Source organism: Pseudovibrio sp. WM33, assembly GCF_001623165.1.
GTDB lineage: Bacteria > Pseudomonadota > Alphaproteobacteria > Rhizobiales > Stappiaceae > Pseudovibrio.
Window position 1 is genome coordinate 105,612 of sequence record NZ_LMCK01000063.1, and the last position, 25,585, is coordinate 131,196.

Consider the following 25,585-nt stretch of genomic DNA (forward strand, 5'->3'; position numbering starts at 1 on the left):
TCGCTTCCATATCAGGTGAGCTGGAAGATGGTGCCTTGAGCAATCAACGTCCCTTCCGGGCACCGCATCACTCTGCCTCCATGGCCTCACTGGTTGGCGGTGGCATAAAAGCCAGACCCGGCGAAGTGTCCATGGCTCACAATGGTGTGCTTTTTTTGGATGAGCTGCCAGAGTTCGATAGTTCCGTTCTGGACAGCTTGAGACAGCCTATTGAGAACGGTGTGGTGACGATTGTTCGTGCCAATTATCGTGTGAGCTACCCATCTATGGTGCAAGTGGTTGCTGCGATGAACCCTTGCCGTTGCGGTTATGCAGGAGAGCCGGGACACACTTGCAGGCGAGGCGAAAAATGCGCCAGTTCTTATCAATCACGAGTGTCCGGGCCATTCCTTGACCGGATGGATTTGCAACTGCATGTTCCCGCGGTTTCTGCAAGAGACCTGATCAGCCCGCGCACTTCTGAGAGTTCGCAGGTGGTTGCTCAACGTGTGGCACGTGCTCGTGCAATACAGCAAGCTCGCTATGCCTCTCTTGGGTTAGATATCACTGTCAACGCACATGCCAGTGCGCGGACTATTGAGCAAATTGTTGCATTGAATCAAGGCAGTAAGGAGTTGATTGAACAGGCCTCCATACAATTTGGTCTTTCTGCACGTGGATACCATCGTGTTTTGAAACTATCACGGACAATTGCAGATATGGACGGGTCAGAGGCCGTTCAGCGCATTCACTTGGCCGAGGCCCTGAGTTTCAAACGCTCTTCCGCCTATTTGGCCGCAGCATAATCTGTTATATCCTACCAATTGAATTTTACTGATTTACCGAAATAGTTCAGGTGGAGCAAAAGCTGTGTTGAAACGGAGACTGAAAACTGAGGAGAGCACCCATGTTGTTACTCAGGCTCGCGTGTCTCTGATTAAGCAAAGCGAAATCACCGAGAAATCATCCTTTGTTCTAAAGAGCCTCTCCATTTTCGTGGGCGTTATATGCTTGCTGATTGCGCTGCTGCTAACTGATTGGCAGTCCTTGCAAGGTTTCTATGTTGTGTTGCTTGCTTTTGGGGCTGGCGCTGTCTTGTTTCGCCGGTTTCCAGCAAGTGACGTTATCGCCCAAAGTTGGAAAGCGGCTCAAATCCAGAGTGAAGTGGAGCAACTTGAAGACCCATCAGAATTAGCTAGCGATACTGACTGGCAGCTGCGTGAAGCGGATGATCGGCACCGTTCTATTCTGGATGCGCTGGGCGCCATTGTAATCCGTTGTGATAGCAATGGAGTGGTGCTGTCTGTCAATGATGCAGGAAAACGCAATTTTCCAGCTGGGTTTGGAGTTGAGATCGGAGGGGCCATTCATCTGCCTTATGCCGAAGACTTTACTCCTGATCTTGAGGAAGGGGCTGCTGGGACCACCGAAGACGTTGCCTTGCGCACAAAACATGGCACCCGCTGGTATTCACTCCTGCGCCTGAGCATTCGCGATGGCAGCGGTGGAGCTCCTATCATTCAGTGGATCCTGACTGATGTCACAGATAGGCGACAAGCTGAGCAAAAGCTACGGGAAGACCGTGACCATGCTGCAAATGCCAGCGAGGCAAAATCTCGCTTCCTCGCGATGGTCAGTCACGAAATTCGCACGCCCTTAAACGGTGTCTTGGGCATGGCGGATTTGTTGGATGACACGACAACCACTGCAGAGCAGCAAAATTACATTAATGCGATCAGAACTTCAGGCTCCACACTTTTGATGCTCATTGATGAGGTTCTTGATTACTCCAAGATCGAAGCGGGAAAGTTGGAGTTAGAGACTGGCAATGTTGAGCTTGCTCCGTTAGTGGAGCGCGTTGTGGAGCTGCTCTCTCCCAAAGCCCATGCAAAGGGGCTGCAGATTGGTTCATTTATCAATCCAGCCGTACCAAAAACCATCCAGAGTGACCCGGCACGGTTGCAGCAAATCCTATATAATCTGGTTGGAAACGCGATCAAATTTACAGAAGAAGGCGGTGTTTCTTTAGCCCTGCAAGTCACTACAGATACTACAGGCCACCACTTGCTGGAGTTCGCGGTTCAAGACACTGGCCCCGGCATGGATGACGTCACAGCAGCTCGCATCTTCCGGGAGTTTGAACAGGGTGAATATGGGCGTGACCGTAAGTTCGATGGAGCTGGCCTGGGCTTGGCAATTTCCAAACGGCTAGCGGAGCTTATGGGAAGTTCACTCACCGTTCAGAGTCAGCTGGGTTGTGGCTCCACTTTCCTTCTTGAGATGCCAGTTGATGAGATTTCAGAGGACCTTGTAAAAGACCATGATGATCGTATCGCGATCATGACCAGCAATAAGATTGAGGCCGACCTCGTCTATAAAACGCTGAGCACAAGCGGTTTCAATCACACCAAGGTTCTGGCAGCAGCTGAACTAGAAGGTTTGTCTCTTACGACACAGTTTGACCGTTTGCTTGTTGGTGAAGAATATGTAGAACGCATTCGCAATTTCTATGGGCAGCAATCTGAGAGTGCACCCGAGATATTTGTCCTCATTAAACCTCAGGAACGGGCGCGGATTGCCGATATCAAGACCGGAGAGTTTTCTGGTTACTTGACCCGTCCTGTTCGTCGCAGCTCATTACTTCGGGTGTTCTCACCCACCTCGCTGCAGACTGACGAGGTTGGTAACGATGTAACAGAAGAAGAGGTGGCGTCTACACATCAAGGCCAAAGCACAAACCTTAATGTGTTAGTGGCCGAAGACAACCCAATTAACTGGATGCTGGTTCAAGCACTACTGGACAAACTGGGCCACACATCCGAGCTTGCTGAGGATGGGCATAAGGCTGTTTCGCTCTGTGCCAGCGGCTCGTTTGATATTGTGCTCATGGATCTGCACATGCCCGGTCTGGATGGACTTGAAGCCATCTCAAAAATTAGAGGCCGAGAAGAAAAAACCGCATCGCAGGTGCCAATTTATGTTGTTTCAGCAGATGTTATGCCAGACGCAAAAGAAGAGGCTCTTAATGCCGGAGCAGACGGTTTTTTAAGCAAACCCCTAAAAAAGCAGGATCTCGAAGCTGTTTTAAAACGCTATGCTAAGGGATAGCTCGGTATATTTAGCCTGTTCAATATCACGAGGCGGTTGTTATACTCAGATTAACCGCGACCGCAGCATTGTTAAGCAGATGTGAGCGTCGTTACCTGGGTAAATGTTGGTGTTATGTCACTCAACTGTCCTAAAATGGGCTTATATCACAAATTGACTACCCAAAATTGACATGGGTGACTCGATTGGTGCAAATTCAGAAAGGCGTTCTCATTATTGCAATGTTTCTTAAATACCTAAGCAATATGAGATAATAATAGTATGGCTGGATCTGGACATATCTCCCCGATGAAAGTCCTAAAAAAAATTACACCGAGCAAACTGTCAGGGCGACCTGCGCCACGGTGGATCCCTCAGGCAATGCTTGGAAAAATGCCGGAGGCAAGACAAAGCCTCGGTAAGGTCGGCCCACTCGAGGTTCGTCTTTCCAACGGAGCCAAAGAACTCAAGCAATCTCAACGTTTACGCTACGAAGTGTTTTACGAAGAGATGTCCGCTATTGCAGATGCACAAACGCAGTTATCGCGTCTTGATCGCGACAGTTATGACGAGATTTGTGATCATCTATTGGTCGTTGATCACAACAGTCAGGTTCGCAACAAACCGTTTTCCAAACTCAAGCCGCAGATTGTAGGCACATACCGATTGCTCCGTCAGGAACTTGCACAGCTCAATGGCGGTTTCTACACAGCAGGCGAGTTTGATATTCAAGGGATTCTGGATCGTCACAGTGATCTGAATTTCATGGAACTCGGTCGTTCTTGTGTTTTGAAACCTTATCGCACCAAGAAGACCGTAGAATTGCTATGGCATGGCATCTGGTCTTATGTGCTGACGCACAATGTAGATGTAATGATTGGCTGCGCCTCTATCGAAGGTACCGATCCTGATCTTCTTGCTGAGCAACTTTCCTTCCTGCACCACTTTGCTAGTGCACCGGAAGAATGGCACGTATCAGCGCTGCCAGACCAGTATGTGGAAATGAACCGCATTGCGAAAGATCAGGTGGATCAACGCGCTGCGCTTCGTTCTCTGCCACCGCTGATTAAAGGATATCTACGCCTTGGCGCCTATATCGGTAACGGAGCAGTTGTTGATCACCAGTTCGGCACCACTGATGTTTTGATCATCATGCCAGTGTCCAAGCTGAACTCACGCTATGTGAATTACTATGGCCAAGATGCCAGTCGGTATTCCAGCTGAACACAGAGCGATCAGTGTCTCAAAATGGAGAGGGCGGGTTTCCGCCCTGTTATATTTGCGTAGAAGCGCTAGCATCTCTGCATATTTGTGGCATTTCCCGGCCAACTGCGCGCAATTCACCTCAATAGCTTAACGCTCAATTAAGCGTGTTTCCCTAAAATCGTTCGTGTTTTGTATCCAGGTTGCGACCTCTCTCCCAAGCGGTCAGCAGCCTGAGTTTGTTCAGGCTTGCTCAATCTTTAATGGCAATATTTGCCCAAAATTTGAGTGATTGGTACTGAGGTGTTTTAGAGTTATGGCGACAGGCCAAAATGGAAATGGCAGAAAACGGAGGCCAGTGCGCCCCGGGCAACGCCCTTCCGGCAAGCCACCTCAACATCCCGAAGGACAGCGGCCAAAACGCCCAGCACAACCTCAACGCCCACGCTTGCAGGGTGTCGCATTGCGTCCGGACGAGGTCGAAGATTATATTCGCCGTCCGAGCAAGGCCAGTGCTCCAAGCAAGCAATCATCATCAGGGCAACGCTCTTCACCTCAAAACCCAACGGCACAGGCCAGAAAACTTGCTCCTCAGCGTCCCAGGCCTGCGCAAGCAGCGTCAGCAAAGAAGCCTGCCAAGAAACCTAGCCGCAAGGCACGTCAACAGACACTGGCAGCTCTTGATGCAGCAACCTCCTCTGGCAAACCAAAGAGCCAAAGCAAATTTCGACGGTTTTTGTGGAAGTCCTTTCGCTTTTCCATGTATTGGAGCGTCGTACTTGGCATTTGGGGGATCGTCGTTGTTGGCGGTATTCTCACCTATTACGCTGCGCATTTGCCACCAGCTTCGGAGTGGGCTGTTCCGCAACGCCCACCTAACGTGCGCATCGTTTCAGCAAACGGCACTTTGATCGCCAATCGTGGGGATACCGGCGGAGAGGCCGTCCGTTTGGAGCAGTTACCTACGTATCTGCCTGAAGCTGTGATGGCTATCGAAGACAGGCGGTTCAGGTATCATTTCGGCATCGATCCAATCGGTCTCGCTCGCGCTGCATTTGTCAATTACACCAGCGGTCGAACTGTGCAGGGCGGATCAACACTCACACAGCAGCTGGCGAAGAACCTGTTCCTAAAGCCTGAGCGCACCATGCGACGTAAGATGCAGGAAGTGGTGATGGCACTGTGGTTGGAGTGGAATTACAGCAAGGACGAAATTCTGGAGATGTACCTTAACCGGGTCTATCTCGGCGCAGGGGCTTATGGTGTTGATGCCGCCTCGCGGGTTTATTTTGGAAAATCCGCTCATCTCATCAACCTTGCTGAAGCGGCAACCATAGCAGGACTGCTGAAAGCACCTAGTAAGTATGCCCCCACACGCAATGCCGCTCTTGCAGAGGGTCGTGCGCAGGTGGTGATCGCATCAATGCACAAGGCTGGCTTCATCACCGCTGATGACGCCAAGAACGCACTGTTCAACCCGGCGCACGTCGTCACCAGCCATAACAGCAGCAGTGGCAATTATGTTGCTGATTATGTGATGGAGTTGCTACCTGGCTTCGTCGGCTCTATTGGCGAGGACATCATCGTCGATACCACCATCGATTGGGACATGCAGCAAGCGGCAGAAACGGCGCTGACCACTCGAATTGTGGAGTCTCGCCGAGAGTTTAATGTCACTCAAGGCGCGGTTGTTACGCTCAATCGCAGTGGTGCAATTCGTGCTCTGGTTGGCGGTGTTGATTATCGGAAAAGCCAGTTCAACCGCGCTGTATACGCACGCAGACAGCCGGGATCTGCCTTCAAACCGTTTGTTTATCTTGCTGCGTTGGAACGGGGTATGACCCCTAATACTGTCCGCAGGGATGCTCGTGTCACCTACAGGGGCTGGACGCCGAAGAACTACACCAAGCGATACTATGGCGATGTGACACTGACGCAAGCGCTTGCATTTTCGATCAACACCGTTGCAGCAAAGCTGGCGCATGAGGTTGGCCCGGCCAATGTGGCGCGTACAGCACGTCGTCTGGGCATTACATCCGCACTCAAGTCCAATCCGTCCATCGCTCTTGGAACTTCTGAGGTCACTCCGCTTGAAATTGCAGCTGCGTATGTGCCTTTCTCCAATGGCGGATATGGCGTCGTTCCTCATGTGGTACGGCAAATTCGAAATGAACATGGCAAAGTGCTTTATCGCCGATCTGGTGATGGTACAGGACGCGTTGTTCGCGGAGATAAGCTGAGTGAAATCAACACTATGATGGCGCAGACAGTTTATGGAGGCACAGGAAAGCGAGCTTTGCTGGCTGGTCGACCGGCGGGAGGCAAAACCGGAACAACTCAAGGCTACAAAGATGCGTGGTTCATTGGTTATACAAACTCGCTCACCACTGCGGTTTGGCTTGGAAACGACAACAACAAGCCAATGAAGAAGGTGAGTGGGGGTACACTGCCAGCAGAAATCTGGGCATGGGTGATGGAGACAGAGCATCAGGGTATCCCGATTGCCAGACTGCCGGGTGTGCCGATTAATCTTGCGGAAACATCACCATTGCTAAAGCCGGGTACCGCGCCTACGCGTCGTCAACCAACATTTGTGGCAGCTCCTCAGCAACCACAGCCACCAAGGCCTGCAGTTCAAGCAACAACAGCTCCGCGCCCACAAAACAACACCAGCACAAGTCCACTGGACCTGCTTGGAAGGTTGTTTGGCGGTGGTTAGCTATTCCTGTCCGTAAAGGTGAAGTTGAGAGCCGTGCTCTTTGAGCCAGCGTTGGGCTTGCTTTGTGTGGGGTGCTAACTGCTCGCAAACACGCCAGAACTCTGGTGAATGATCCAGTTTCACCAAGTGAGCAACTTCGTGAGCGGCTACATACTCCAAAATGTCGGGTGGTGCCATCACAAGGCGCCAAGAGAACGATAATTTCCCATCATACGAGCAGGATCCCCATCGACTCTTGGTGTCTCGCAATGTGATGCTATGGTAGTTGCGTCCAAGCTTCTTTGTGAAGTGTTGTACGTGTGCCTCAAGAGCTTCTTTGGCTGATTTGCGCAGAAAATCTTTGGTTTTTCGATGAAAGCTTTGGGTTTCGCCCGGCAGTAACAACAGCGGTTCATCCGTCTCTTCTTCGAGATCAACCTTCGCAAGCCCACGCAGTTTGCCAGAAGACCGTAAGGTGTGCAGGACACCTTTAATGGGGATGCGGGCACCCTCTTCAAATTTGATGGTATTCGGACGAGAGCCCAATCTTTGCTTCAGCCACTCGACTTGCCGGTTGGCGAAATCCTGGGCTGTTTTCAGATTGCCGCGAGCAGGAACAGTGATGACAGGTGTTGGGTCTCCAGGGGGAATTCTAAGGATATAGCGTTTTGCTCTGGAGTTGCGTTTCAGGCGGATTTGCAGTGGCTTATGCCCCAAATCCACCTCAATAAACTCTGGCAAAACCTTTGTCGCAAAGAACCCCATATCACCTCAAAAATTGCACTGGTCGCTCTCGTTATTGCAGAGAAAGGGGCGATTTGAAAGTCAACCAGTGCGAATTACTTTAGCGTGTGTGTTGCTTTGCGAGTAAGCCTCAACGCACAAAAGGGTGCCCTGCAAAAGCAGAGCACCAGATGCTTGTTATGAACCTTAGAGAACCACTAGATTGCTTCACCAGCAGATGGCTCACCTGGACGGTTGTGGCGGTTTCTCATGAAGCGGTCGAATTCTTCCTGATCTTTAGCCCGACGCAGGTCGTTCATGTAATCATCGAATTCCTGACGCATGCTATCAAGCTTTCTGCGCTCTTCTTCCAAGCGGGTCAGCTCTTTTTCACGGTAGTCGTCAAATGCAGCATTACCGCTGCGGGTCGCATTTTGCATATTGTCCATCGTATTTTTCAAGTTGCTACGATTCCATTGGCATTTAGCTTCACGCTTCCAGCCATTAAAGTTGTCGCCCCATAAGATGTAGGCAAGCATAGCAAGGCCAAGAGGCCAGAAAACTACGAATCCAAGAACCATAAGTGCAATACTTAGAGGATTCCAGGAGGGTTTTATTGCATTTACATTCATTAAAATCACCCCTTTCTCAAATCAACAAGCTTGAGATGGGATGATTTTATTTTACTTTCAAGAGATAGAATGAAATTTTATTAGACGATGGGTTATCTTCACTTACGTTCAGTTGGAATGCACTGTTTCATTGAGACGGCGTGCCTGCTCAACCCAATTATCCCGAACCATGCGTCCGCGAATATCCAAACGATCGTCCAGCGCCGCGGCCTGATGTTCTGTCAGATTTGCAATTTGCCAGTAGTGGAAGATACCTGCGCCGTTCAAAGCCCGCTCTAGTTTAGGTCCAACACCGCTGATCAACTGCAGGTCATCTGCAGCGCCTTTTGGCTCAGCAAGCAGGATTTCGCGTAGTGGGTCACCCGCAATTTTCTCAGAGGTGTTTTCACGCAGGGTCTTTTTCACTGCACGTTTGGAAACTTGCTCCGCACGCACGTTTCTTGGATTATCCTGAATGAACTTGACGATACGTGGCGCGATTTCAGAACGATACTTTGAACCGTTAAACACACCATAGTGGCCTACACTGGGCTGGATGTAGTGCAACCGGCGGTTGGATGGGATGTTTTCAGCCAGCTTTTGAGCCGCTTGGGTTTGACCCACACCAGAAATGTCGTCGTTTTCGCCTTCAACGGTAAACAGCGCCGTGCCGGTGATCTTTTGTGGATCAACCATCTTGCCACGATGCATCATTTCGCCTTTTGGCAGCGAATGCTCGATGAACACGGTCTCCACGGTCTGGAGATAGAATTCGGAGGTCAGATCCATAACAGCGAGATATTCATCATAGAAGTCACGATGCTTCTCAGCGCTGTCACCATCACCCTCAATCAGATGCTGGAAGAAATCGCGGTGGGCAACCATGTGCCGGTCCAGATTCATGCTCATGAAGCCAGAGAGCTGGAGGAAGCCCGGATAAACCTGTCGCGTGAAGCCTTTGTGCGGGAAGGGAACTTCCATGACAACATTGCGCTTGAACCAATCGATACCTTTTTCGACGGCCAGATCATTCACGGCGGTTGGCGCTTCGCGGGTGTCAATTGGGCCACCCATCAGCGTCATAGTCGCCGGAGCGCATTTGTCTCCGTTCTCTTCCATCAAGGCAACGGCTGCATAAACTGGAACGGATGGCTGGCAAACCGCCAGAACGTGCGTATTTGGCCCCAGATAATGCAGCATCTGCATGATGTATTCGATGTAATCGTCAAGGTCGAAACGGCCATCAGCGACGGGCACCTGACGCGCGTCTTCCCAGTCCGTGATGTAAACATCCAGATTTGGCAGTAAGGCTTCAACAGTGCCGCGCAGAAGAGTTGCATAGTGGCCAGACATGGGCGAGACGATCAGAATTTTAGGATCGTCTTTTCTGCTTTGAGGTAAATCACGCTTGAAGTGCAACAGGCCGCAAAATGGTTTCGCCCAGATGATTTCTTCCGTGATGTCTACTTCTTTGCCATCCACGACAGTGGTGTCGAGCTCAAACTCCGGCTTGCCATAACGACGAGTTACGCGCTCAAGCATCTCACAGGATGCAGCAACCGTGCGACCAACCTGCGTGTGTGACATGGGATTGAGCGGGTTTTGAAAGCACAATCTTGTCATGTCTGCTGCAGCCCGGACAGGGGACATCGCTGCATGGTTCATTTCATACAAGTGGTAGAACAGCACAGAATGTTTCCTCCCAAGACGTTCGCTTCAGCCAACTCTTGTTCATGTAATTCTTGATTTCCGCAACACGAATACACTTTAGCCCGAAGTGCTGCACCGCAAAAGTATAGACAGCTCTATACCTTTTCAGCAACATAGACTCATGGAGAAATTCAAACCAACCTTAACTTGCATTGAAGATCAATAGGTTCTTCACCATCGCTGAGGTACATGTCAGTGTAATCAATTATGTTGCATTGCACAATATGTAAATTAATACCCCAATCGAATCGAGTAATTCGACTGCAATTATTTCACTAAGTTGAAATCGCTAATGAATTTTATTTGGGAATGCTAATCGGAAGCCAGCTCAGCAATTACGGCATCCAGTAGGGGAAAGCCAGCTTGCGTTGCACGCAGGCGAGTGTTGCTTACCCATTCTACCATGCCGTTTTCCTGCAGATTTAACAATCTCTGCGGATTGAACTGACGGCCAGAGAGCTGTTCATAACGTGGTACGTCAATGCCTTCATGCAATCGCATACCCATCAACAACAACTCGTCACCCTGCTCGCCATGACCAAGTATGTCTTCAGAAATAGAGCCGTGGCCCTGACTTTCAACCAAACCTAGCCATGTTTCCGGATGTTTTTCAGTCGAGGTTGCCAGCTTGGTGCCATCTTCCAGCGTCAATCGGCCGTGTGCACCCGGTCCAACACCGACGTAATCACCATAACGCCAGTAAATGAGGTTGTGCTGGCACAGAGCGTCAGGCGCCGCGTGGTTTGAGACCTCATAGGCCGGCAAACCGCGTGCTGCTGTAACCTCCTGCGTCAGATCAAACATGTCTGCGGCTAGATCAGGGTCCAGCATCTCCAGCTTTCCAGCCGCATACAAGCGCTGGAACATGGTGCCGCTTTCGATGGTGAGCTGATACATGGAGAGGTGATCAGCGGCCAGATCGATAGCACGGTTGAGCTCTTGCTCCCATGCCGTCAAGGTTTGATTTGGGCGGGCGTAGATCAGATCAAACGAGATGCGTGGGAAAGTTTTGCGCGCAATTTCAACAGCTTGAATCGCCTCCGAAACAGAATGCTGGCGACCAAGGATCTTCAGTTCCTTGTCATCCAACGCCTGAATACCAACGGAGAGGCGGTTTACGCCTGCAGATCTGTAGCCTGCAAAGCGAGTTGCTTCCACGCTGGTTGGGTTGGCTTCCATGGAGATTTCAGCGGTGGACGGCAGATGCCAGAGGCGCGCAACTTCATTGAGGATCGTCTCAACGGTTTTCGGCTCCATCAAAGATGGCGTGCCGCCGCCGAAGAAGACGGAGTCAACGGTGCGACCCGGCACCATCTGCGCATAGCGTGCCAGCTCTGTTGCCAGAGCTTTGGCGTAATGTTCCTGCGAAACCGGCTGGTGGCGCACGTGGGAGTTAAAGTCGCAATATGGGCATTTTGCCAAACAAAAAGGCCAATGCACGTAAATCCCAAAGCCGCCAACCGGTGACACAGTCATTCTTTTTCCTTTGTGATTGCCAACGTATTTTGCACGAGTTCTTATCCGAAAATCGGTATTCAATTTTCTGGAACACGCATTACGCTGGCAAACACTCTTTTTGAAACTTAACAAAGGCGCGTGCGCGATGTGACAGCGCTTCGCCTTCTTTTGTTTTGTGTTTTTCTTGCTTGTCCATCTCACCGAAGGTTCTGTCGAAACCTTCCGGAACGAACATTGGGTCGTAGCCGAAGCCTTCCAGACCGCGTGGTGGCCACGCCAGGTCGCCATGGATCTCACCACGGTAGAACTGAGTGTGCCCATCCGGCCATGCCATGCACAGCACAGCAACGAAGTAAGCGGTCCGGTCTGTAGCGTTCGTTTCGGTCAACTTGTCCTGCACGGCCTGCATGGCAACGCCAAAGTCTTTGCCTGGCCCAGCCCAACGTGCGGAGTAGATGCCGGGATCGCCGTTGAGGCCGTTTACACAAAAACCGCTGTCATCTGCAAGGGCAGGCAGGCCAGTGGCCGTTGCCGCAGCAAGTGCTTTGATTGCAGCGTTTGCTTCAAACGTGTCGCCATCTTCCACTGGCTCTGGCAGGTTCAGATCACCAGCAGAGAGAACTTCAAAGCCATGCGGTGCAAGCATGTCCTGAATTTCGCGCAGCTTGCCCTTGTTGTGACTGGCAAGCACGAGCTTGCCAGGTTCCAGGCGGCGGTTTTCTGTTGTGTCTGCCTGCATCAGAGCACCGTCAGCTTCTGCAGTTCAACCAGTTTGGAAATGGACTGTTTTGCAAGACCCATGAGCTGGCCGAGTTCTTCTTCGGAGAATGGCTCACCTTCAGCAGTACCCTGAATTTCAACAATGCCGCCTTTGCCAGTCATGACGAAGTTTGCGTCAGTGTCAGCAGAGGAGTCTTCGATGTAATCCAGATCAGCAACCGGAGTACCTTCGTAGATGCCGCAGGAGATCGCTGCGATGTGGTCTTTGAGAACCTTATCGGTTTTGACCATGTCGCGCGCTTCCATCCATTTCAGACAGTCGTGCAGAGCAACCCAAGCGCCGGTGATAGACGCTGTACGGGTGCCGCCGTCTGCCTGAATGACATCACAGTCAACGGAGATCTGACGCTCGCCCAGAGCACCCAGATCAACGACAGCACGCAGAGAGCGGCCAATGAGGCGCTGGATTTCCTGAGTACGGCCAGACTGCTTGCCTGCGGAGGATTCACGGCGCATACGGTCATGAGTTGCGCGTGGCAGCATGCCGTATTCTGCAGTTACCCAGCCACGGTTCTGACCACGGAGCCACGGCGGAACACGCTCTTCCAAACTTGCGGTACACAGAACATGGGTATCGCCGAATTTGATCAGGCAGGAGCCTTCGGCATGTTTGGCAACACCGCGCTCCAGGCTGACTGGACGCATTTCTTCTGGTGTACGTTTGGATGGACGGTTCAAGGCAAGCTCCCTCGGGTTGCTTAATAGCTACAAATTCACAAATGGTATTGCGGATCTTTTAGCTGCGGATTGCCGTTAGCGCAAAGACTGGTTTTGGTTTGAGAGGCTATTTTCTGCTAAAAATGAGTTTTGGCTGTTCAATTGTCCTGTGTTAGGGATTGAATACAGGCTTTGGCCCAAACCTGCTGTTGATGTGGAGTACCGATACCGTGACGAGCGTTCCTCCTTCTGTCCCTCTTGAGGATCTTGATGAACGTTCCCGTGAGGTCTTCCGGCGCATTGTCGAGAACTACCTTGATACCGGCGAACCGTTGGGGTCTCGCAACCTTGCACGCGGGCTTTCGCAACCTCTGTCTCCGGCCTCTATTCGCAACGTAATGGCAGATCTGGAGCACCATGGGCTGCTCTACTCTCCGCACACCAGTGCTGGACGCTTGCCGACGCAGTCTGGTCTTCGTCTGTTCGTGGACGGTTTTTTGGAAGTTGGCGATCTGACCAAGGAAGAGCGCGAGCAGATTGCCGTTCAGGTGAAGGCTAAAGGTGGCGAGAAAACACCGGAACAAGTTCTGACCGAAGCCAGTCAGATGTTATCTGGTTTGAGCCGCGGGGCGGGGGTTGTTCTTTCCAACAAGACGGACACCACCCTTCGCCATATCGAGTTTGTGCAGATTGAACCGCTTAAAGCGCTTGTTGTGCTGGTGAGTGAGGACGGTTCCGTTGAAAACCGTGTTGTCGATCTGCCTGCTGGCTTGCCACCGTCTGCATTAACCGAAGCCTCGAATTACCTCAACTCCATCATCAGAAACCGCACGCTAGCCGATGCGCAATCTGAGCTAGTTCGGCAGCGAAACGAATTTCAAGCCGAGCTGGATACGCTGACGTCCAAAGTGGTGGATGCAGGTGTTGCTGTTTGGGGTGGGGACAAGAATGATCCCGGAACACTGATCGTGCGTGGACGCTCCAACCTGCTGGAAAACGTGGGTGCGAAGGAAGATCTGGAGCGTATTCGCTTACTGTTTGATGATTTGGAGAACAAGAGTGAGCTGATCCGCCTGCTCGATCTTGCAAAGGGCGGCGAAGGCGTACGTATTTTTATCGGGTCAGAAAACAAGCTGTTCTCGCTTTCCGGTTCTTCCTTGATCGTGTCTCCATACCGCGATAGTGAACAGCGCGTTGTGGGCGTTCTTGGTGTTATCGGGCCGACTCGTCTCAATTATGCGCGTGTCATTCCCATGGTGGATTACACAGCCCGACTGGTGAGCCGTATGCTCGGTTAAACTACTGGAGTCCCAATTGCTTTCCCTTACAGCTTCTGAACTGGAACGTTATGCCCGCCACATCGTCCTGCGGGATGTTGGTGGCCCGGGACAACAAAAACTAAAAGCTGCGCGTGTTTTGGTGATTGGAGCAGGGGGGCTTGGTGCGCCGGTTCTGCAATACCTTGCGGCGGCTGGCGTCGGCACCATCGGCATTGTTGATGATGATGTTGTTTCGCTGTCTAACCTTCAGCGTCAGATCATCCATGACACGGAGAAGCTTGGCGAGCCTAAAGTTGCCAGTGCGGCGGAGGCGATCGCTCGACTGAACCCGAATGTGCGCGTTGTTCCGCATCCGACACGCATTAGTGGGCAGAATGCGATGGCGTTGATCAACGATTACCATATCGTGGTTGATGGCTCTGATAACTTTGCCACCCGTTACCTCGTTTCGGATGCGTGTTTTTATGCAGGACGTCCGCTCGTTACCGCTGCTGTGGGCCAGTTTGACGGCTCTGTTACGCTACTGAAACCATTTGAGCGCGATGATGAGGGCAACTACATCAACCCAACTTATCGCTGCCTGTTCCCCAAACGCCCTGAGGCTGGCTCCATCCCGACCTGCACAGAGGCGGGTGTTTTGGGTGCTTTGACAGGCCTGGTTGGCACATTGCAGGCGCTTGAGGTGATCAAGGAAATCGTTGGGTTTGGTGAAGGTCTGGTTGGGCGCCTGTTGCTGGCAGACACACTGAGCATGCATTTTGAAACCATCAAGTACAAACGTTCTGCAAAGAACCCGCTCAACGGCGACACGCCAAAAACATGGAGTGAAATGCTGGAAACTGAGCACGGCTGATCCAGCGTAATTGAGTTACAAAAGAAAACGGCGGAGAATTTCTTCCCCGCCGATCCCGGCCTTTCCGCCACAGAAGGCCTAGCCTCATTCAGGCAAATCTGTCTCACCAGCATTGCCAGACACACTGCATTTGCAACGCACCGAAGAGAGGCTTAAAACGTTTTCGCCAAGCTAAGCTTAAAGGACCGACCTTTACCTTCGGTTTCACTCAGATGCGCTGTGTGTTTCTGATCGAAAATATTAGTCACGCTTGCGCGTACTTCTGAGCCTGCAAGGAACCCATCTTCAGGCTTCCAGGCTAAACGCGCACTGTGCAGCGCATAACCTGGCGAAGCATCGTCAGCATCGTTCACGCGGTCCTGTTCTGCGTATAAATCAGAGCGCCAGGAAACATCCAGATTATAGTCGGTAATCTTATATCCTACTGAAAGGAAAAGATTATCTGCCGCCACGCTATCCAGATATTCATCATCAGAAAGGTTGTCACCTCGTGTGACTGAAGCACCCAGATTGCCGTACCAGCTATCAGAGGAATAAACTGCTTCTAACTCGATGCCTTTGATCCGCGCTTCATCAATAGCAGTTGTAATTGTCTTGTTCGTTGCATGATCGCGAGAGGAATAGAGGTAGTTGTCGATGTTGTTGTAAAAGCCCGTTACTTTGAAACGGAGGCTATCATTTTCCAACAATACGTCATTGAATTTAAAGCCTAAGCCAGCTTCAAAATTGTTAGATTTTTCTTTTCCGAGATCGGTAAAGCCATCACCCGAGAAAACTTCATCCAAAACTGGCATGCGTTCTGTGTGTGCAACAGAACCAAATACATTCAACCAGTTTGTCAGCTCATAAATTGCTGCAAGTTTTGGAGAATAGGCCGTCTCATTCAGATCTTTGCGCAGAGCAACGCCGGTCCCCGGCTTCAGGCGAGAATGGTCAACACGCATTCCAGGAATGAGTGTAAGGCGGTCATGAATTACAAACTCAGCCTGCCCGAACACACCAAGGGTATGTGTTTCACCTTCTGGATGCGATGAGGAGCCCGGCGTTGAGCTTCCATCCGGATTCAGACGCGGGTTAAGACGCTCCTGATATTTCCCTTCCACCCCGTAGGTGAAGTAGGTTTCTACGCCTTCGGAAAGCCGAAATTCCGATGTGTTTTCCAGTTTTGCCTGCCAGTTGTTGTAGACGTACTCAGCTTCAGTTCCCAAAGGAGCACTAGGACCTGCGCGGAACGTAATATCATCCAAATCACGCTTGGTCTGGCTCCAGGATACCTGTGCTTTTACATCCAACAAATCATTGCCAGAAAAAGCGTTTTCGTAAGCAAGCAGTGCCTGTTGTTCGCTTGTGGTTTGGTCCGCATAACCAAATCCGGGACTAAAGGTGGTCTGGTCATATAGGCCATACCCAGACTTATTGACGTTGAAATAGCTTGCGGTGAGAGATTGATCGTTATCGACACCGAAGCTGTATTTCAACTTGGCGAGGCCTGAGAGATCTGTCATGCGGGAGTTGCCGAGGTCTGCGCCATCAGCACCCTCATAGTCTCCATCACGGCCATAGTTCAGGTTGACCAATAGCTCCAGATTTTCCAGAGGTCGGGCAGCGACTGTAACTGTGCTTCGCGCACCATTGCCGTTCGAGTCCCACATAGCTTTGGTGCGGACGGCCAGTTTGTCATCTCCCTCCAGCAAATCGCTAGCATCTTTCGTACGCGCACTGACCACACCACCAAGCGCGCCTGCGCTGAATAATGTGGAGGCAGCTGGCCCACGTAGAACCTCGACTTCCTTAAGCAATTCAGAATCGAAGAAGAAAGAGCCAGCACGGTACATCTCGAAGTAGGAGGTGACGCCATCCACTTGAATGATATTACGATTTTCACCGGAACCGAGAGCAGAGCCGATACCGCGAATATTAATGGACTGCCCCAGCGCATTGTCAGCATTTATAGTGGTGATCCCCGGGACCGCATCGAGGATCTCACCCAATGTGCTTGCTTGGGCTGCTTCAATTTGCTCCTGAGAGACTGAAGTCACAGCCTGAGGTGTATCAATCGCCACCTTCTCTTTACCTGCTGAAACAATGATTTCATCCAGCATGGTTGCAGGGCTGTCGGCAGCAACAGGCTGTTTAGCTTCCTGCGCTGAAACAGCCGCAGAAATCAGGGCGAGCGAGAGGGTTGTGCTGGCCAGGAGGGCCGCACGGGAATAGCGCGAAATGGACATGGTCGCCTCAGTCTGAATTTTTATGGGAGTGGCTGGCTGAGACGCTGCTTTGGCTAGCTTGTGTTTGCGTTTTGCAAACGTTGTTTCTATCCGTGTTTTATAAACATGAATATAATAGTCAAGTTTTAAATTGAGGGTTTTTCCCTAGCTGGGGATTGAGTGCATTCATCAGAAAAGCCTCCTTCGCAGGTTCCTGATTGCGAAGGAGGCCAAAAAACGATTGCATCTCCGTTGGTTAATCTGTTTCCTCACGACCACAGGTGCCGATTATCCAGCAGACTGCCGCTCCGATGAGCGCTCCAACTATTGGTGCCAGCCAGAACAACCAAAGCTGCTCAAGTGCCCAACCTCCATTAATAACAGCGGTCGCCGTGGACCGAGCCGGTTTCAAAGACGCGCCGGAAATCGGAAACGCGATGATGTGCATGCACGCGAGCATGAGCCCAATGGCAAGCGGAGCGAGGGCTGCGGGTGCTTTTTGGGAAGTTGCACCAATAATGACGATCAGGAACATCGCTGTGACTGTGATTTCGGTAATGCCGACTGCTATTTCGGAAAAGCCACCGTTTGAATGCTCCCCATAACCGTTGGAGGCAAAGCCCGGAGGGTCGCTCGGGCCATGGGCGAGAATGATCCAGAATACAAAGGCTGCTGCTGTACCGCCAATCACCTGCACGATGATGTAGGGGACCACATCTGAGGTTGGGAACCGTTTTACAGCCCAAAGGCCGATGGTCACCGATGGATTGACATGAGCACCTGACACATTGCCGAACGCGTAAGCCATACAGACAACTGAAAGACCAACTGCAAAGGCAACGCCCAGCAAGCCAGATCCGCCATACCATTCAACCGGTGCATAGGAAACCAATGCCCCGCCGCACACAGCGGAGACCAGGGCAAAGGTTCCTACAAATTCTGCGCCTAGTTTCCCCAACATGACACTTCTCCTCATATTGATCTGAGGGAGGTATGACAGTGAGATTTCTAACTTACGTTTAGGGTAACCAGAAATCTAACGATTGCCTTAAGCATGCATTGCTAGATCTTTCGGAAGGCACCAGCACGGATGGAGGCGGAACTTCTTTTTTCTTCATATAGTTAGAAGTGTGTCTCAGCCTCTTTCAGATCGGCACTTACATGCCAATTGGTGATTTTGCGTGCGCTGAATATGCCGAGAATGCCAAAGACCGCAAAACTGGAGAAGAGCCAGAAGGCTGAGTTGGCAATACCTGCAGTCCCAACCGTACTGTTGAAGCCGGTTGAGTTGGCAATGAGGCCAGCGAGCGCGGTACCGAACGCTACGGCGAATGTTTGAACCGTTGCCAGAGCAGAAGCAGCGTTTTCTTTGTCATCATCCGGCGTCAAATGAAGAGCGAACACACCCAGATGCGGCCAGCCGATGCCAATGCCTGCACCAATGCAGATGAGGGCCAACGTCACTACGGAGAGTAACATGAGGTTGCCTTCAGTCCCGGTTGGGAGGACAACAGCCAGCGTGATGAGACCTAAGGCCATGAGGACTGGACCAACATTTACCACTCTGCGCATGGCCTGATCTGTGAAACGAGCGCTATAGACCTCCATTGAAGCCCACCCAATTGAAACCGTTGCTGCAATGTATCCAGCCCATAACGGAAAAACAGCGAACAACTTCTGGAGATAGAACGGCATGAAAAATTCCGTATTCACGCAGAGGATCAACAGGGCCATGCTGGCAAATACAAAGAAAAGCGGCGATCCCCAAGCCAAGGCGCCTTTGGGAAAAAGGCGAGTGGATGCCTTCTGCTCACGCTTCATCAGCAACAAGATCATTGCAACAGAAAGGGCAACGCCCAGAATGCTCCAGATCACCTCTTCAAACACGCTGGTTATAGAGAGTACGAGCACGGACCCTGCCAGTAGGCCCAGCTGACCAACAGGTACGGCGTGCACAGAGCGATGTTTTGGCAAAAGGGAAAGCGTGGCGATGATGTAGAGGATTGTGATGGGAACCAGAACACCAAATCCGGCACGCCATACACCTAATTCAGCAAAAATGCCGCCAATGGCTGGACCGAACAGTGTGGTGATGCCCCATGTGCCTGAAATTAGTGCGAAAGCGCGGGACCAGAGCCGTTCTGGATACATAAATGCAATCATGGAATAGCAGAAAGTGAAGATCAGACCTCCGCCAGCTCCTTGAACGGAACGCCCCAGCAGCATGATTGCCATGTTGGGTGCAATCGCGGCCAAGCCACTGCCCGTCATGAACACAAGGCCTGCGAGGAAGAAGGACTGCCGCGCACCAATACGCTGCAATACTTTGCCTGCAACGGCTGCGCTTATAATTGCAGCAAGGATGAAGAGACTGGTGTTCCATGCGTAATAGTCCAACCCACCAATGTCAGCGGTGATGGAAGGGAGCATGGTTGCAGAGATGTAAGTGTTCACGGCATGCAACGCGATCCCACCTGACAAAACCAATGAAGCAATGGCCTGTTTACCCGTAAATAGTTCACCCCAACTGCTGCTGGGGCCTGCGCCCGTTTCCTGCATTTAAATTCCTTTCAAGAACGTTCCAACCAACATATTTGTTATGTTTCTTTGCTGGTGTTTTGGAGCGTTCTAACTCCTCAGGTTAAGTTGAGGTCAAGGACATTGTCTGAGATATTTTCCAGGATCCTGAACTGCGATTGAGGATTTTGCAAGCTTCATCGGCGTAATTGCCTCCGGGCATCCTCCGCAATTGCTGGGACTCTTCTTAGGGTTTAGGCACTGAGTTTTTTCGCTATTTCGGTCACATGTTTTCCTTGGAAGCGAGCCATTTTCAGCTCTTTTTCTTTTGGCTTGAGGGAACCGTCACCTCCCGCAATGGTGCCGGCTCCATAGGGTGACCCACCTAACACTTCAGATATGTCTGACAACTCAGGACAGGTGTAAGGCAATCCCACAATGACCATTCCCTGGTGGGCCAGCGTACTCCAAAAGGATGTGATTGTGGTCTCATTGCCAGACCCTGATCCAGTGGACGTGAAAACGCTTGCCACCTTGCCTGCCAGTTTGCCCTGAACCCACAATCCGCCGGTCTGGTCCAAAAAGCTGCGCATTTGCGAGGCCATATTTCCAAACCGGGTGGGAGTACCAAAAATGATGGCATCATAGTCTGCAAGCTCATTAGGGTCAGCGATTGGGGCGGGCTGGTCCATTTTGAAATGGTGTGCACGCGCAACTTCTTCCGGCGTCAGCTCTGGTACGCGTTTGATTGTGGGGGTGACGCCAGCTTCTTCAACACCTTCCGCGAAGGCGTTGGCGAGAGTTTCTATGTGTCCATAGGCTGAGTAGTAGAGAATGAGAATTTTGGTCATGTTTGCTCCTGCAGGGATAAACGATGACCAGCTGATCCCGTCATCGGCACTGCAACCCTACAGAAACTACACCTCTATCATATCCAGAAATTCCGGGGCTGTGAGAACACCAAGTTCAAGCACCGCTGAGCATCTGAGGTTAAACAGTTTCCGCAATTTCCTGCGCAGCAGTAATGCCGGATTTGTGGGCGCTGGCGATTGTTGACCAGTCATCCGGGCTCATGGCTTCTCCTGCAAACCAGATGCGATCTGCAATGCTCTCGCTCATTTCATCTCTGGCCCAGAAACCGTCTGGTTTGGCCGCGGCGTATGAGCCATAGGTGTATGGGTTATGAAGCCAGTCGTAGCTGTTTGACTCTATGATGTATTTTTCGATCTGGTTGCCAAACATGCGTTTCAGTTCAGAGACGACGAAGTCGTAGGCAGCGTTGTTGCCTGCTTCGAGCAGATGTTTTGCGAAATCTCCGCCCATATCGAAATAGCAGAGGCCTGTTCCACCTGCATTGGTCAATGCTCCAAAGGCTTTCGGAGAGCCGTTGAGTTCTTCCTCCACCTTGTAGTTGAAGTAGGCATCTGAACTGGTGCCGAAGATATTTTCACTCAATAGCAAACCAACGTGGAAGTAGTGACCCATTGGAAGCTCTTGAATTGCCTCTTGCTTTCGCGCAGGCCGAGGAGGGTCAAACTGGATATCGCCAGAAGCAAGAACGCCCGTTGAAACTGTTACAACCACAGCCTTAGCGGTTAGGGTGCCATCGCTGGTTTCTACCTGTACGCCCTGACCTCCCCAGCGAATTTTCTCTGCAGTGACATCGGTTTGTACCGCTACGTCCTGCGCTGAGTGCTGGAACAGCGCGCCAATGCCCTGCCGGCAATAGAAATCACTACCCCCTTCTGCTGAAAACCAGTCGACACACGAGAAGCTGTCGAGATCCTTTGCGATTTCGTAGGCACCAATCAGAAAATCAACGGTCAGGCTCCAATTGCCCAGATCTGGAATGACGCTGGCGGGGGAGACATCCAGCCCATTGCGACCAGCACGCCACATTGCTTGCAGAGCCTTCCGCTGTGCCAACAGCAATTCTGCCTGCTCATTCTGGTTTATGGGGCGATCACCCACATACATGAGGGTTTCATCAGGTGCGCGATAGATATCAAACCCGTTGGCGATGCCATAATCGGCAAACGGGTTGTTTGCTCTGTTGTGAAGGCGAGACGCCCCCATGTCGAACGGAACACCAAAGCTCTCGGTGTCTGTGAGAATTCTACCACCGATGCGGCCTGATGCTTCGATTGCGATGACAGAGTAGCCGCGGCTTTTCAGTGAGCGTGCAGCAGAGATGCCCGCCGCTCCAGCGCCAACAACCACAACATCCGTATCTGCTGCCTGTGCTCGGCCAACAAAGAGAGGGGCGGCAGAGAAGGCGGCACCGGAGAGCAGCAATTGTCTTCTGGACATGTCTGTCATGTTCAACTCAAATGATGAGGGGTGATGGCCCGGGGCATTAATTGTGGGACATACCACCAGATGAGTGAACGCGGCGTGATCACTGTGTGGACCTGACCCACACGGTATTTGCTGCGACTCGCGCAGGGAGCTGCCGCTCATCCCAAACGTGGTTTCAAGCACAATCATTATACGTTTTCAGGCATTGCGGCTTTGTGCGTGAAACGGGTTCAGTGTTGAAGATTCTTCTAAATTGCAAATGCAATAATTTTGCTAGCTGGAACCCAAAATAGGAGAAATATCGCGGTAAAACGGGCTAGACTTACAGGATAAAACCCTTACCGTAACGGCATAACAGAGAGATTATGCATTAGAAATTCGTCTGAAATCTCTAAAATATGCCATGGTTGGGGAGGCTGCTTTGAAGCGGTTGTTATCTGTATTACCCGCACTTTCATTTGCGCTTATTCCGCTGAGTTCAGCGCTGGCTGATGCCGAGAAGAAAGTCAGCGTTGAGGATGCGAGAGCGTTTATTGAAACCTCCGAAAAAGCCATTCAGGAGATCGGCGAGGAAGCTGGCCGCGTTGCCTGGGTGAATGCCAATTTCATCACCTATGACACCAACTGGCTGAATGCGCTGATGTCAGAGCGCACCACGAAGCTCTATGTTTCTCTCGCCAACCAGACCAAACAATATGACGGACTTGACCTTCCGCCAGACCTTGCCCGCAAGATGAAGCTTTTGAAGCTGAACCTGACGTTGCCTGCGCCTGAGAATGATCCAGCCAAGATCAAGAAGCTTGCGCAGATCAACACCCAGATGGAAACCATTTACGGTACGGGCAAGTATGAGATTGATGGTGAGGCGCTGTCTCTTTCCAAGCTTAGCCGCATCATGGCGACAAGTCGTGATTACGACAAGTTGCTTGAAGTTTGGAAGGGCTGGCGCACTGTCTCTCCGCCTATGAAGGACATGTACACGGAGATGGTCGCCATCGCCAACCAAGGGTCCAGCGAGCTTGGCTTTAAAGACACTGGCTCTATGTGGCGTTCCAAATACGACATGGACCCGGATGATTTTCGTCAGGATGTTGATCGCCTCTGGGGTGAAGTGAAGCCGCTTTATGACAGTTTGCATTGTTATGTGCGAGATAAGCTGGTGGATCATTACGGAGCCGATAAAGTGCCTGCAGATGGGCCAATTCCCGCGCATTTGCTGGGTAATATGTGGGCTCAGTCCTGGGGCAACATCTATCCGCTTGTTGCTGCAGACGGGAACGAGCAGGGCTACGACCTGACCAAACTGCTGGAAGAGCAGAACTATACGCCGTTGAAGATGGTGAAGACGGCCGAAGGGTTCTTCACCTCGCTTGGCTTTGACCCTCTGCCTGAGACGTTTTACGAACGCTCGTTGATTACCGAGCCGCGCGACCGGGATGTGCAGTGCCATGCATCTGCCTGGAATGTGGATGGTAAGGATGATTTGCGCATTAAGATGTGCACCGAGGTGACGGGGTCGGACTTCAACACCGTTCACCATGAGCTGGGTCACAACTTCTACCAGCGCGCCTATAACCACCAGTCCCCCATGTATCAGGATGACCCGAACGACGGGTTCCACGAGGCGATTGGGGACATGGTGAGCCTGTCCATTACGCCTAAGTACCTGAAGCAAATTGACCTTTTACCGTTGGATGCTTCCGAAGACGTAAACACGAACATCTTGTTGGCGCAGGCGCTGGATAAGATTGCGTTTTTGCCATTTGGCCTGCTGGTGGACCAGTGGCGCTGGAAGGTGTTTAACGGCGAGCTGACTCCAGAGACCTACAATGATGGTTGGTGGGATCTTCGCGAGAAGTATCAAGGTGTTGCAGCACCAGTTGACCGTGCAGCGGACGCGTTTGATCCGGGTGCCAAGTACCACATTCCAAACAACGTGCCGTACACGCGCTATTTTCTGGCACACATCTTCCAGTTCCAGTTTTACCGCGAGGCTTGTCGCCTTGCAGGGTGGGAAGGCCCGCTGGCGGCGTGCTCCATCTATGGCAACAAGGAAGTCGGCGAGAAGTTCAACGCGATGTTGGAAACAGGCGCTGCGCTTCCATGGCAAGACAGCCTTGAAGCCTTCACCGGAAGCCGTGAGGCCGACGCGACAGCTATTTTGGAATATTTTGCTCCGCTCCAAGCTTATCTGGACGAGCAAAACAAAGGAAAATCCTGCGGCTGGTAGACCAGCAAGGTAATCCTGCCGGCCTTAATGGCCTGCAAGTCCGCCGGATATTATCAAACCCCGTCTTTCATGGCGGGGTTTGTTTTGCTTGGAGGCCTGTTGGAGCAAGTTTGGATGGGCTAGAGTTTTGAACGCAGGGAAAACGGAGGCATTGGTCATGAGCGAGGCGCAAAGCATCACTGTTCGAATGAGGGCCCTTACCGTCTCGGACATGCCTTTATTGCATGAATGGCTCAACCAACCCCATCTGCGGCCCTTTTATGAGCGTGAGCCCAGCACGCTTAAGCAAGTAACAGAGCGCTATGCGTGCCGCATTTCGAGCAATCATCCAACCAACTGCCTGATCGCGGAGCTTAACGGCGCGCCCTTCGGTTATCTGCAATGGTATCTGAACCGCGCCTTTCCAGAGTACGGCACCGATACAATTGGTATAACAGCTGGTGTTAGCTTCGATTACTACATCGGCGATCCTGCTTCCCTAGGCCAACAACTAGGAAGCGTCATGCTGAATGCTGCGGTTGAGCATGTGAAGCCGCTTGTCTGCGCTGAGGATCAGTTCTTTTGCGTTGGTCACCGCCCCGAAAACGCTTCTGCACTCCACTGCTCTCAACACGCAGGCTTTCGCTATTGCAAAGACTTCACAGAGGATGGATTGCCCCACGAGCTTTATGTGAGGGATGAGAAAACCTAGTGGCTTGCGTATTCAGAACAGGATTAAGTTAAGCAGAAGCCTCAGTTGGTCAGAGACTTAGACGCAATTGTGTGGTGTGCTGGCCTGCGGAGGGTGGGCCGCAGACCAGCAGGGCGCCTATGAGAGGTGATCGTGCGGGGTGTAATGGCAGACACCTCAGGCACCGATCACAGTGACTTATTCAAGAAGCGATAGTTTGGATTTTTTTGGCTGCGGATGGGCGACCCGCTCCAGTATTCCGCAGGTTTTTCTTAATGCTTCCAGTCGGTCGCGTAAGGCTTGTTGCAGAGTGAACAAAGCATCGCGTTCTCGGCATTCCTTCATCCGCTCATTCAGCACTAATTGCTGCATATAAGCCAGATTTTCCAAATCCGAGACGGCTATGATGACTTCGTCAATTTCGTTTTGAAGCGTGTTTGTGGCGCTACATGCGCATGCGGTGTCGTCCATTCTCAAGGCCCTCGTAGTAGGCTGTTGAAGAACCGCAACGGCAACGAGCTTGTGATGGCCCGCTGGCGAGCGGGAGGTTCACAACCTGACAACGACAGGCGAGTTTATTCCCCCCCGAAGGAGGTATTGTATTCACCGCCCTCCCGCTCATAG

Annotated in this window: 20 protein-coding genes; 8 read left to right on the plus strand and 12 right to left on the minus strand. The window is 51.6% G+C overall.

Annotated features, from left to right (window positions below; all coding sequences use genetic code 11):
- From PsWM33_RS28410 to PsWM33_RS11930, 4 genes are all read left to right on the plus strand, one after another.
- On the plus strand, positions 1-785 hold a 785-nt coding region (locus PsWM33_RS28410; RefSeq protein WP_244276690.1), incomplete at its 5' end, for an ATP-binding protein.
- 64 nt (positions 786-849) lie between these two features.
- Positions 850-3,087: a PAS domain-containing hybrid sensor histidine kinase/response regulator gene (locus PsWM33_RS11920; protein ID WP_208991638.1), complete on the plus strand. Its 2,238-nt coding sequence runs from the start codon at positions 850-852 to the stop codon at positions 3,085-3,087.
- A gap of 360 nt (positions 3,088-3,447) precedes the next feature.
- The gene (locus PsWM33_RS11925; protein ID WP_153039934.1) at positions 3,448-4,290 is read left to right on the plus strand and encodes a GNAT family N-acetyltransferase; all 843 of its coding nucleotides are present in this window, start codon (positions 3,448-3,450) and stop codon (positions 4,288-4,290) included.
- Between the two features lie 295 nt (positions 4,291-4,585).
- Positions 4,586-6,988, plus strand: a complete 2,403-nt coding sequence (locus tag PsWM33_RS11930) for a transglycosylase domain-containing protein (RefSeq protein WP_244276691.1) — start codon at positions 4,586-4,588, stop codon at positions 6,986-6,988.
- Here PsWM33_RS11930 and PsWM33_RS11935 read toward each other — a convergent pair whose 3' ends face one another.
- The 6 genes from PsWM33_RS11935 to rph all read right to left on the minus strand — a co-directional run bounded on the left by PsWM33_RS11935 (position 6,989) and on the right by rph (position 12,927).
- A complete protein-coding gene (locus PsWM33_RS11935; RefSeq protein ID WP_063300377.1) occupies positions 6,989-7,732 on the minus strand; it encodes a M48 family metallopeptidase in 744 nt (247 codons plus the stop codon). It abuts the gene before it with no gap.
- A gap of 176 nt (positions 7,733-7,908) precedes the next feature.
- Positions 7,909-8,322 carry a DUF2852 domain-containing protein gene (locus PsWM33_RS11940; protein WP_063294363.1) on the minus strand — a complete coding sequence of 138 codons (414 nt, stop codon included), beginning with the start codon at positions 8,320-8,322 and terminating at the stop codon, positions 7,909-7,911.
- Positions 8,323-8,430: 108 nt separating this feature from the next.
- On the minus strand, positions 8,431-9,951 hold the full coding sequence (phaZ, locus tag PsWM33_RS11945; protein WP_063300397.1) for a polyhydroxyalkanoate depolymerase: 1,521 nt from the start codon (positions 9,949-9,951) through the stop codon (positions 8,431-8,433).
- Positions 9,952-10,323: 372 nt separating this feature from the next.
- A complete protein-coding gene (hemW, locus tag PsWM33_RS11950; protein WP_063300378.1) occupies positions 10,324-11,487 on the minus strand; it encodes a radical SAM family heme chaperone HemW in 1,164 nt (387 codons plus the stop codon).
- A gap of 79 nt (positions 11,488-11,566) precedes the next feature.
- Entirely contained in the window at positions 11,567-12,208 is a 642-nt protein-coding gene (gene rdgB / locus PsWM33_RS11955; protein ID WP_063300379.1) for an RdgB/HAM1 family non-canonical purine NTP pyrophosphatase, read from the minus strand.
- Positions 12,208-12,927: a ribonuclease PH gene (gene rph, locus PsWM33_RS11960; protein ID WP_082596820.1), complete on the minus strand. Its 720-nt coding sequence runs from the start codon at positions 12,925-12,927 to the stop codon at positions 12,208-12,210. Before rph ends, rdgB begins: the two co-directional genes overlap by 1 nt.
- Before the next feature lie 191 nt (positions 12,928-13,118).
- On the opposite strand from rph, the gene hrcA reads away from it, so the two are divergent.
- Positions 13,119-14,204, plus strand: coding sequence for a heat-inducible transcriptional repressor HrcA (gene hrcA / locus PsWM33_RS11965; protein WP_057463266.1), 1,086 nt, complete (start codon positions 13,119-13,121; stop codon positions 14,202-14,204).
- A 16-nt stretch (positions 14,205-14,220) separates the two neighbouring features.
- Positions 14,221-15,039, plus strand: a complete 819-nt coding sequence (locus PsWM33_RS11970) for a HesA/MoeB/ThiF family protein (protein WP_063286267.1) — start codon at positions 14,221-14,223, stop codon at positions 15,037-15,039.
- Between the two features lie 152 nt (positions 15,040-15,191).
- On the opposite strand, the gene PsWM33_RS11975 is transcribed toward PsWM33_RS11970, so the two are convergent.
- The 5 genes from PsWM33_RS11975 to PsWM33_RS11995 all read right to left on the minus strand — a co-directional run bounded on the left by PsWM33_RS11975 (position 15,192) and on the right by PsWM33_RS11995 (position 22,082).
- A complete protein-coding gene (locus PsWM33_RS11975) occupies positions 15,192-17,267 on the minus strand; it encodes a TonB-dependent receptor domain-containing protein (protein WP_063300380.1) in 2,076 nt (691 codons plus the stop codon).
- Positions 17,268-17,502: 235 nt separating this feature from the next.
- On the minus strand, positions 17,503-18,207 hold the full coding sequence (locus PsWM33_RS11980) for an aquaporin (protein WP_063300381.1): 705 nt from the start codon (positions 18,205-18,207) through the stop codon (positions 17,503-17,505).
- Between the two features lie 161 nt (positions 18,208-18,368).
- On the minus strand, positions 18,369-19,805 hold the full coding sequence (locus tag PsWM33_RS11985) for an MFS transporter (protein WP_063300382.1): 1,437 nt from the start codon (positions 19,803-19,805) through the stop codon (positions 18,369-18,371).
- A 212-nt stretch (positions 19,806-20,017) separates the two neighbouring features.
- A complete protein-coding gene (gene wrbA / locus PsWM33_RS11990; RefSeq protein WP_063294686.1) occupies positions 20,018-20,614 on the minus strand; it encodes an NAD(P)H:quinone oxidoreductase in 597 nt (198 codons plus the stop codon).
- Between the two features lie 139 nt (positions 20,615-20,753).
- A complete protein-coding gene (locus PsWM33_RS11995) occupies positions 20,754-22,082 on the minus strand; it encodes a flavin monoamine oxidase family protein (RefSeq protein ID WP_063300398.1) in 1,329 nt (442 codons plus the stop codon).
- Between the two features lie 400 nt (positions 22,083-22,482).
- On the opposite strand from PsWM33_RS11995, the gene PsWM33_RS12000 reads away from it, so the two are divergent.
- Positions 22,483-24,291: a M2 family metallopeptidase gene (locus PsWM33_RS12000; protein WP_206599002.1), complete on the plus strand. Its 1,809-nt coding sequence runs from the start codon at positions 22,483-22,485 to the stop codon at positions 24,289-24,291.
- Between the two features lie 157 nt (positions 24,292-24,448).
- On the plus strand, positions 24,449-24,982 hold the full coding sequence (locus PsWM33_RS12005) for a GNAT family N-acetyltransferase (protein ID WP_082826982.1): 534 nt from the start codon (positions 24,449-24,451) through the stop codon (positions 24,980-24,982).
- Positions 24,983-25,159: 177 nt separating this feature from the next.
- Here the strand turns inward: PsWM33_RS12005 and PsWM33_RS12010 are convergent, their stop codons facing one another.
- On the minus strand, positions 25,160-25,432 hold the full coding sequence (locus tag PsWM33_RS12010) for a hypothetical protein (protein WP_063300385.1): 273 nt from the start codon (positions 25,430-25,432) through the stop codon (positions 25,160-25,162).
- Positions 25,433-25,585: the final 153 nt, after the last annotated feature.

What these genes read in the sequence shown, in the direction of transcription:
- hrcA (WP_057463266.1), top strand. Translation starts at nt 13,119, where the DNA reads ATGTGGAGTACCGATACCGTGACGAGCGTTCCTCCTTCTGTCCCTCTT.
- PsWM33_RS11925 (WP_153039934.1), top strand. Translation starts at nt 3,448, where the DNA reads ATGCTTGGAAAAATGCCGGAGGCAAGACAAAGCCTCGGTAAGGTCGGC.
- hemW (WP_063300378.1), bottom strand. Translation starts at nt 11,487, where the DNA reads ATGACTGTGTCACCGGTTGGCGGCTTTGGGATTTACGTGCATTGGCCT.
- PsWM33_RS11985 (WP_063300382.1), bottom strand. Translation starts at nt 19,805, where the DNA reads ATGCAGGAAACGGGCGCAGGCCCCAGCAGCAGTTGGGGTGAACTATTT.
- PsWM33_RS11975 (WP_063300380.1), bottom strand. Translation starts at nt 17,267, where the DNA reads ATGTCCATTTCGCGCTATTCCCGTGCGGCCCTCCTGGCCAGCACAACC.
- rdgB (WP_063300379.1), bottom strand. Translation starts at nt 12,208, where the DNA reads ATGCAGGCAGACACAACAGAAAACCGCCGCCTGGAACCTGGCAAGCTC.
- wrbA (WP_063294686.1), bottom strand. Translation starts at nt 20,614, where the DNA reads ATGACCAAAATTCTCATTCTCTACTACTCAGCCTATGGACACATAGAA.
- PsWM33_RS11930 (WP_244276691.1), top strand. Translation starts at nt 4,586, where the DNA reads ATGGCGACAGGCCAAAATGGAAATGGCAGAAAACGGAGGCCAGTGCGC.
- PsWM33_RS12005 (WP_082826982.1), top strand. Translation starts at nt 24,449, where the DNA reads ATGAGCGAGGCGCAAAGCATCACTGTTCGAATGAGGGCCCTTACCGTC.
- PsWM33_RS11980 (WP_063300381.1), bottom strand. Translation starts at nt 18,207, where the DNA reads ATGTTGGGGAAACTAGGCGCAGAATTTGTAGGAACCTTTGCCCTGGTC.
- phaZ (WP_063300397.1), bottom strand. Translation starts at nt 9,951, where the DNA reads ATGTCCCCTGTCCGGGCTGCAGCAGACATGACAAGATTGTGCTTTCAA.
- PsWM33_RS11935 (WP_063300377.1), bottom strand. Translation starts at nt 7,732, where the DNA reads ATGGGGTTCTTTGCGACAAAGGTTTTGCCAGAGTTTATTGAGGTGGAT.
- PsWM33_RS12010 (WP_063300385.1), bottom strand. Translation starts at nt 25,432, where the DNA reads ATGGACGACACCGCATGCGCATGTAGCGCCACAAACACGCTTCAAAAC.
- PsWM33_RS11995 (WP_063300398.1), bottom strand. Translation starts at nt 22,082, where the DNA reads ATGACAGACATGTCCAGAAGACAATTGCTGCTCTCCGGTGCCGCCTTC.
- PsWM33_RS11940 (WP_063294363.1), bottom strand. Translation starts at nt 8,322, where the DNA reads ATGAATGTAAATGCAATAAAACCCTCCTGGAATCCTCTAAGTATTGCA.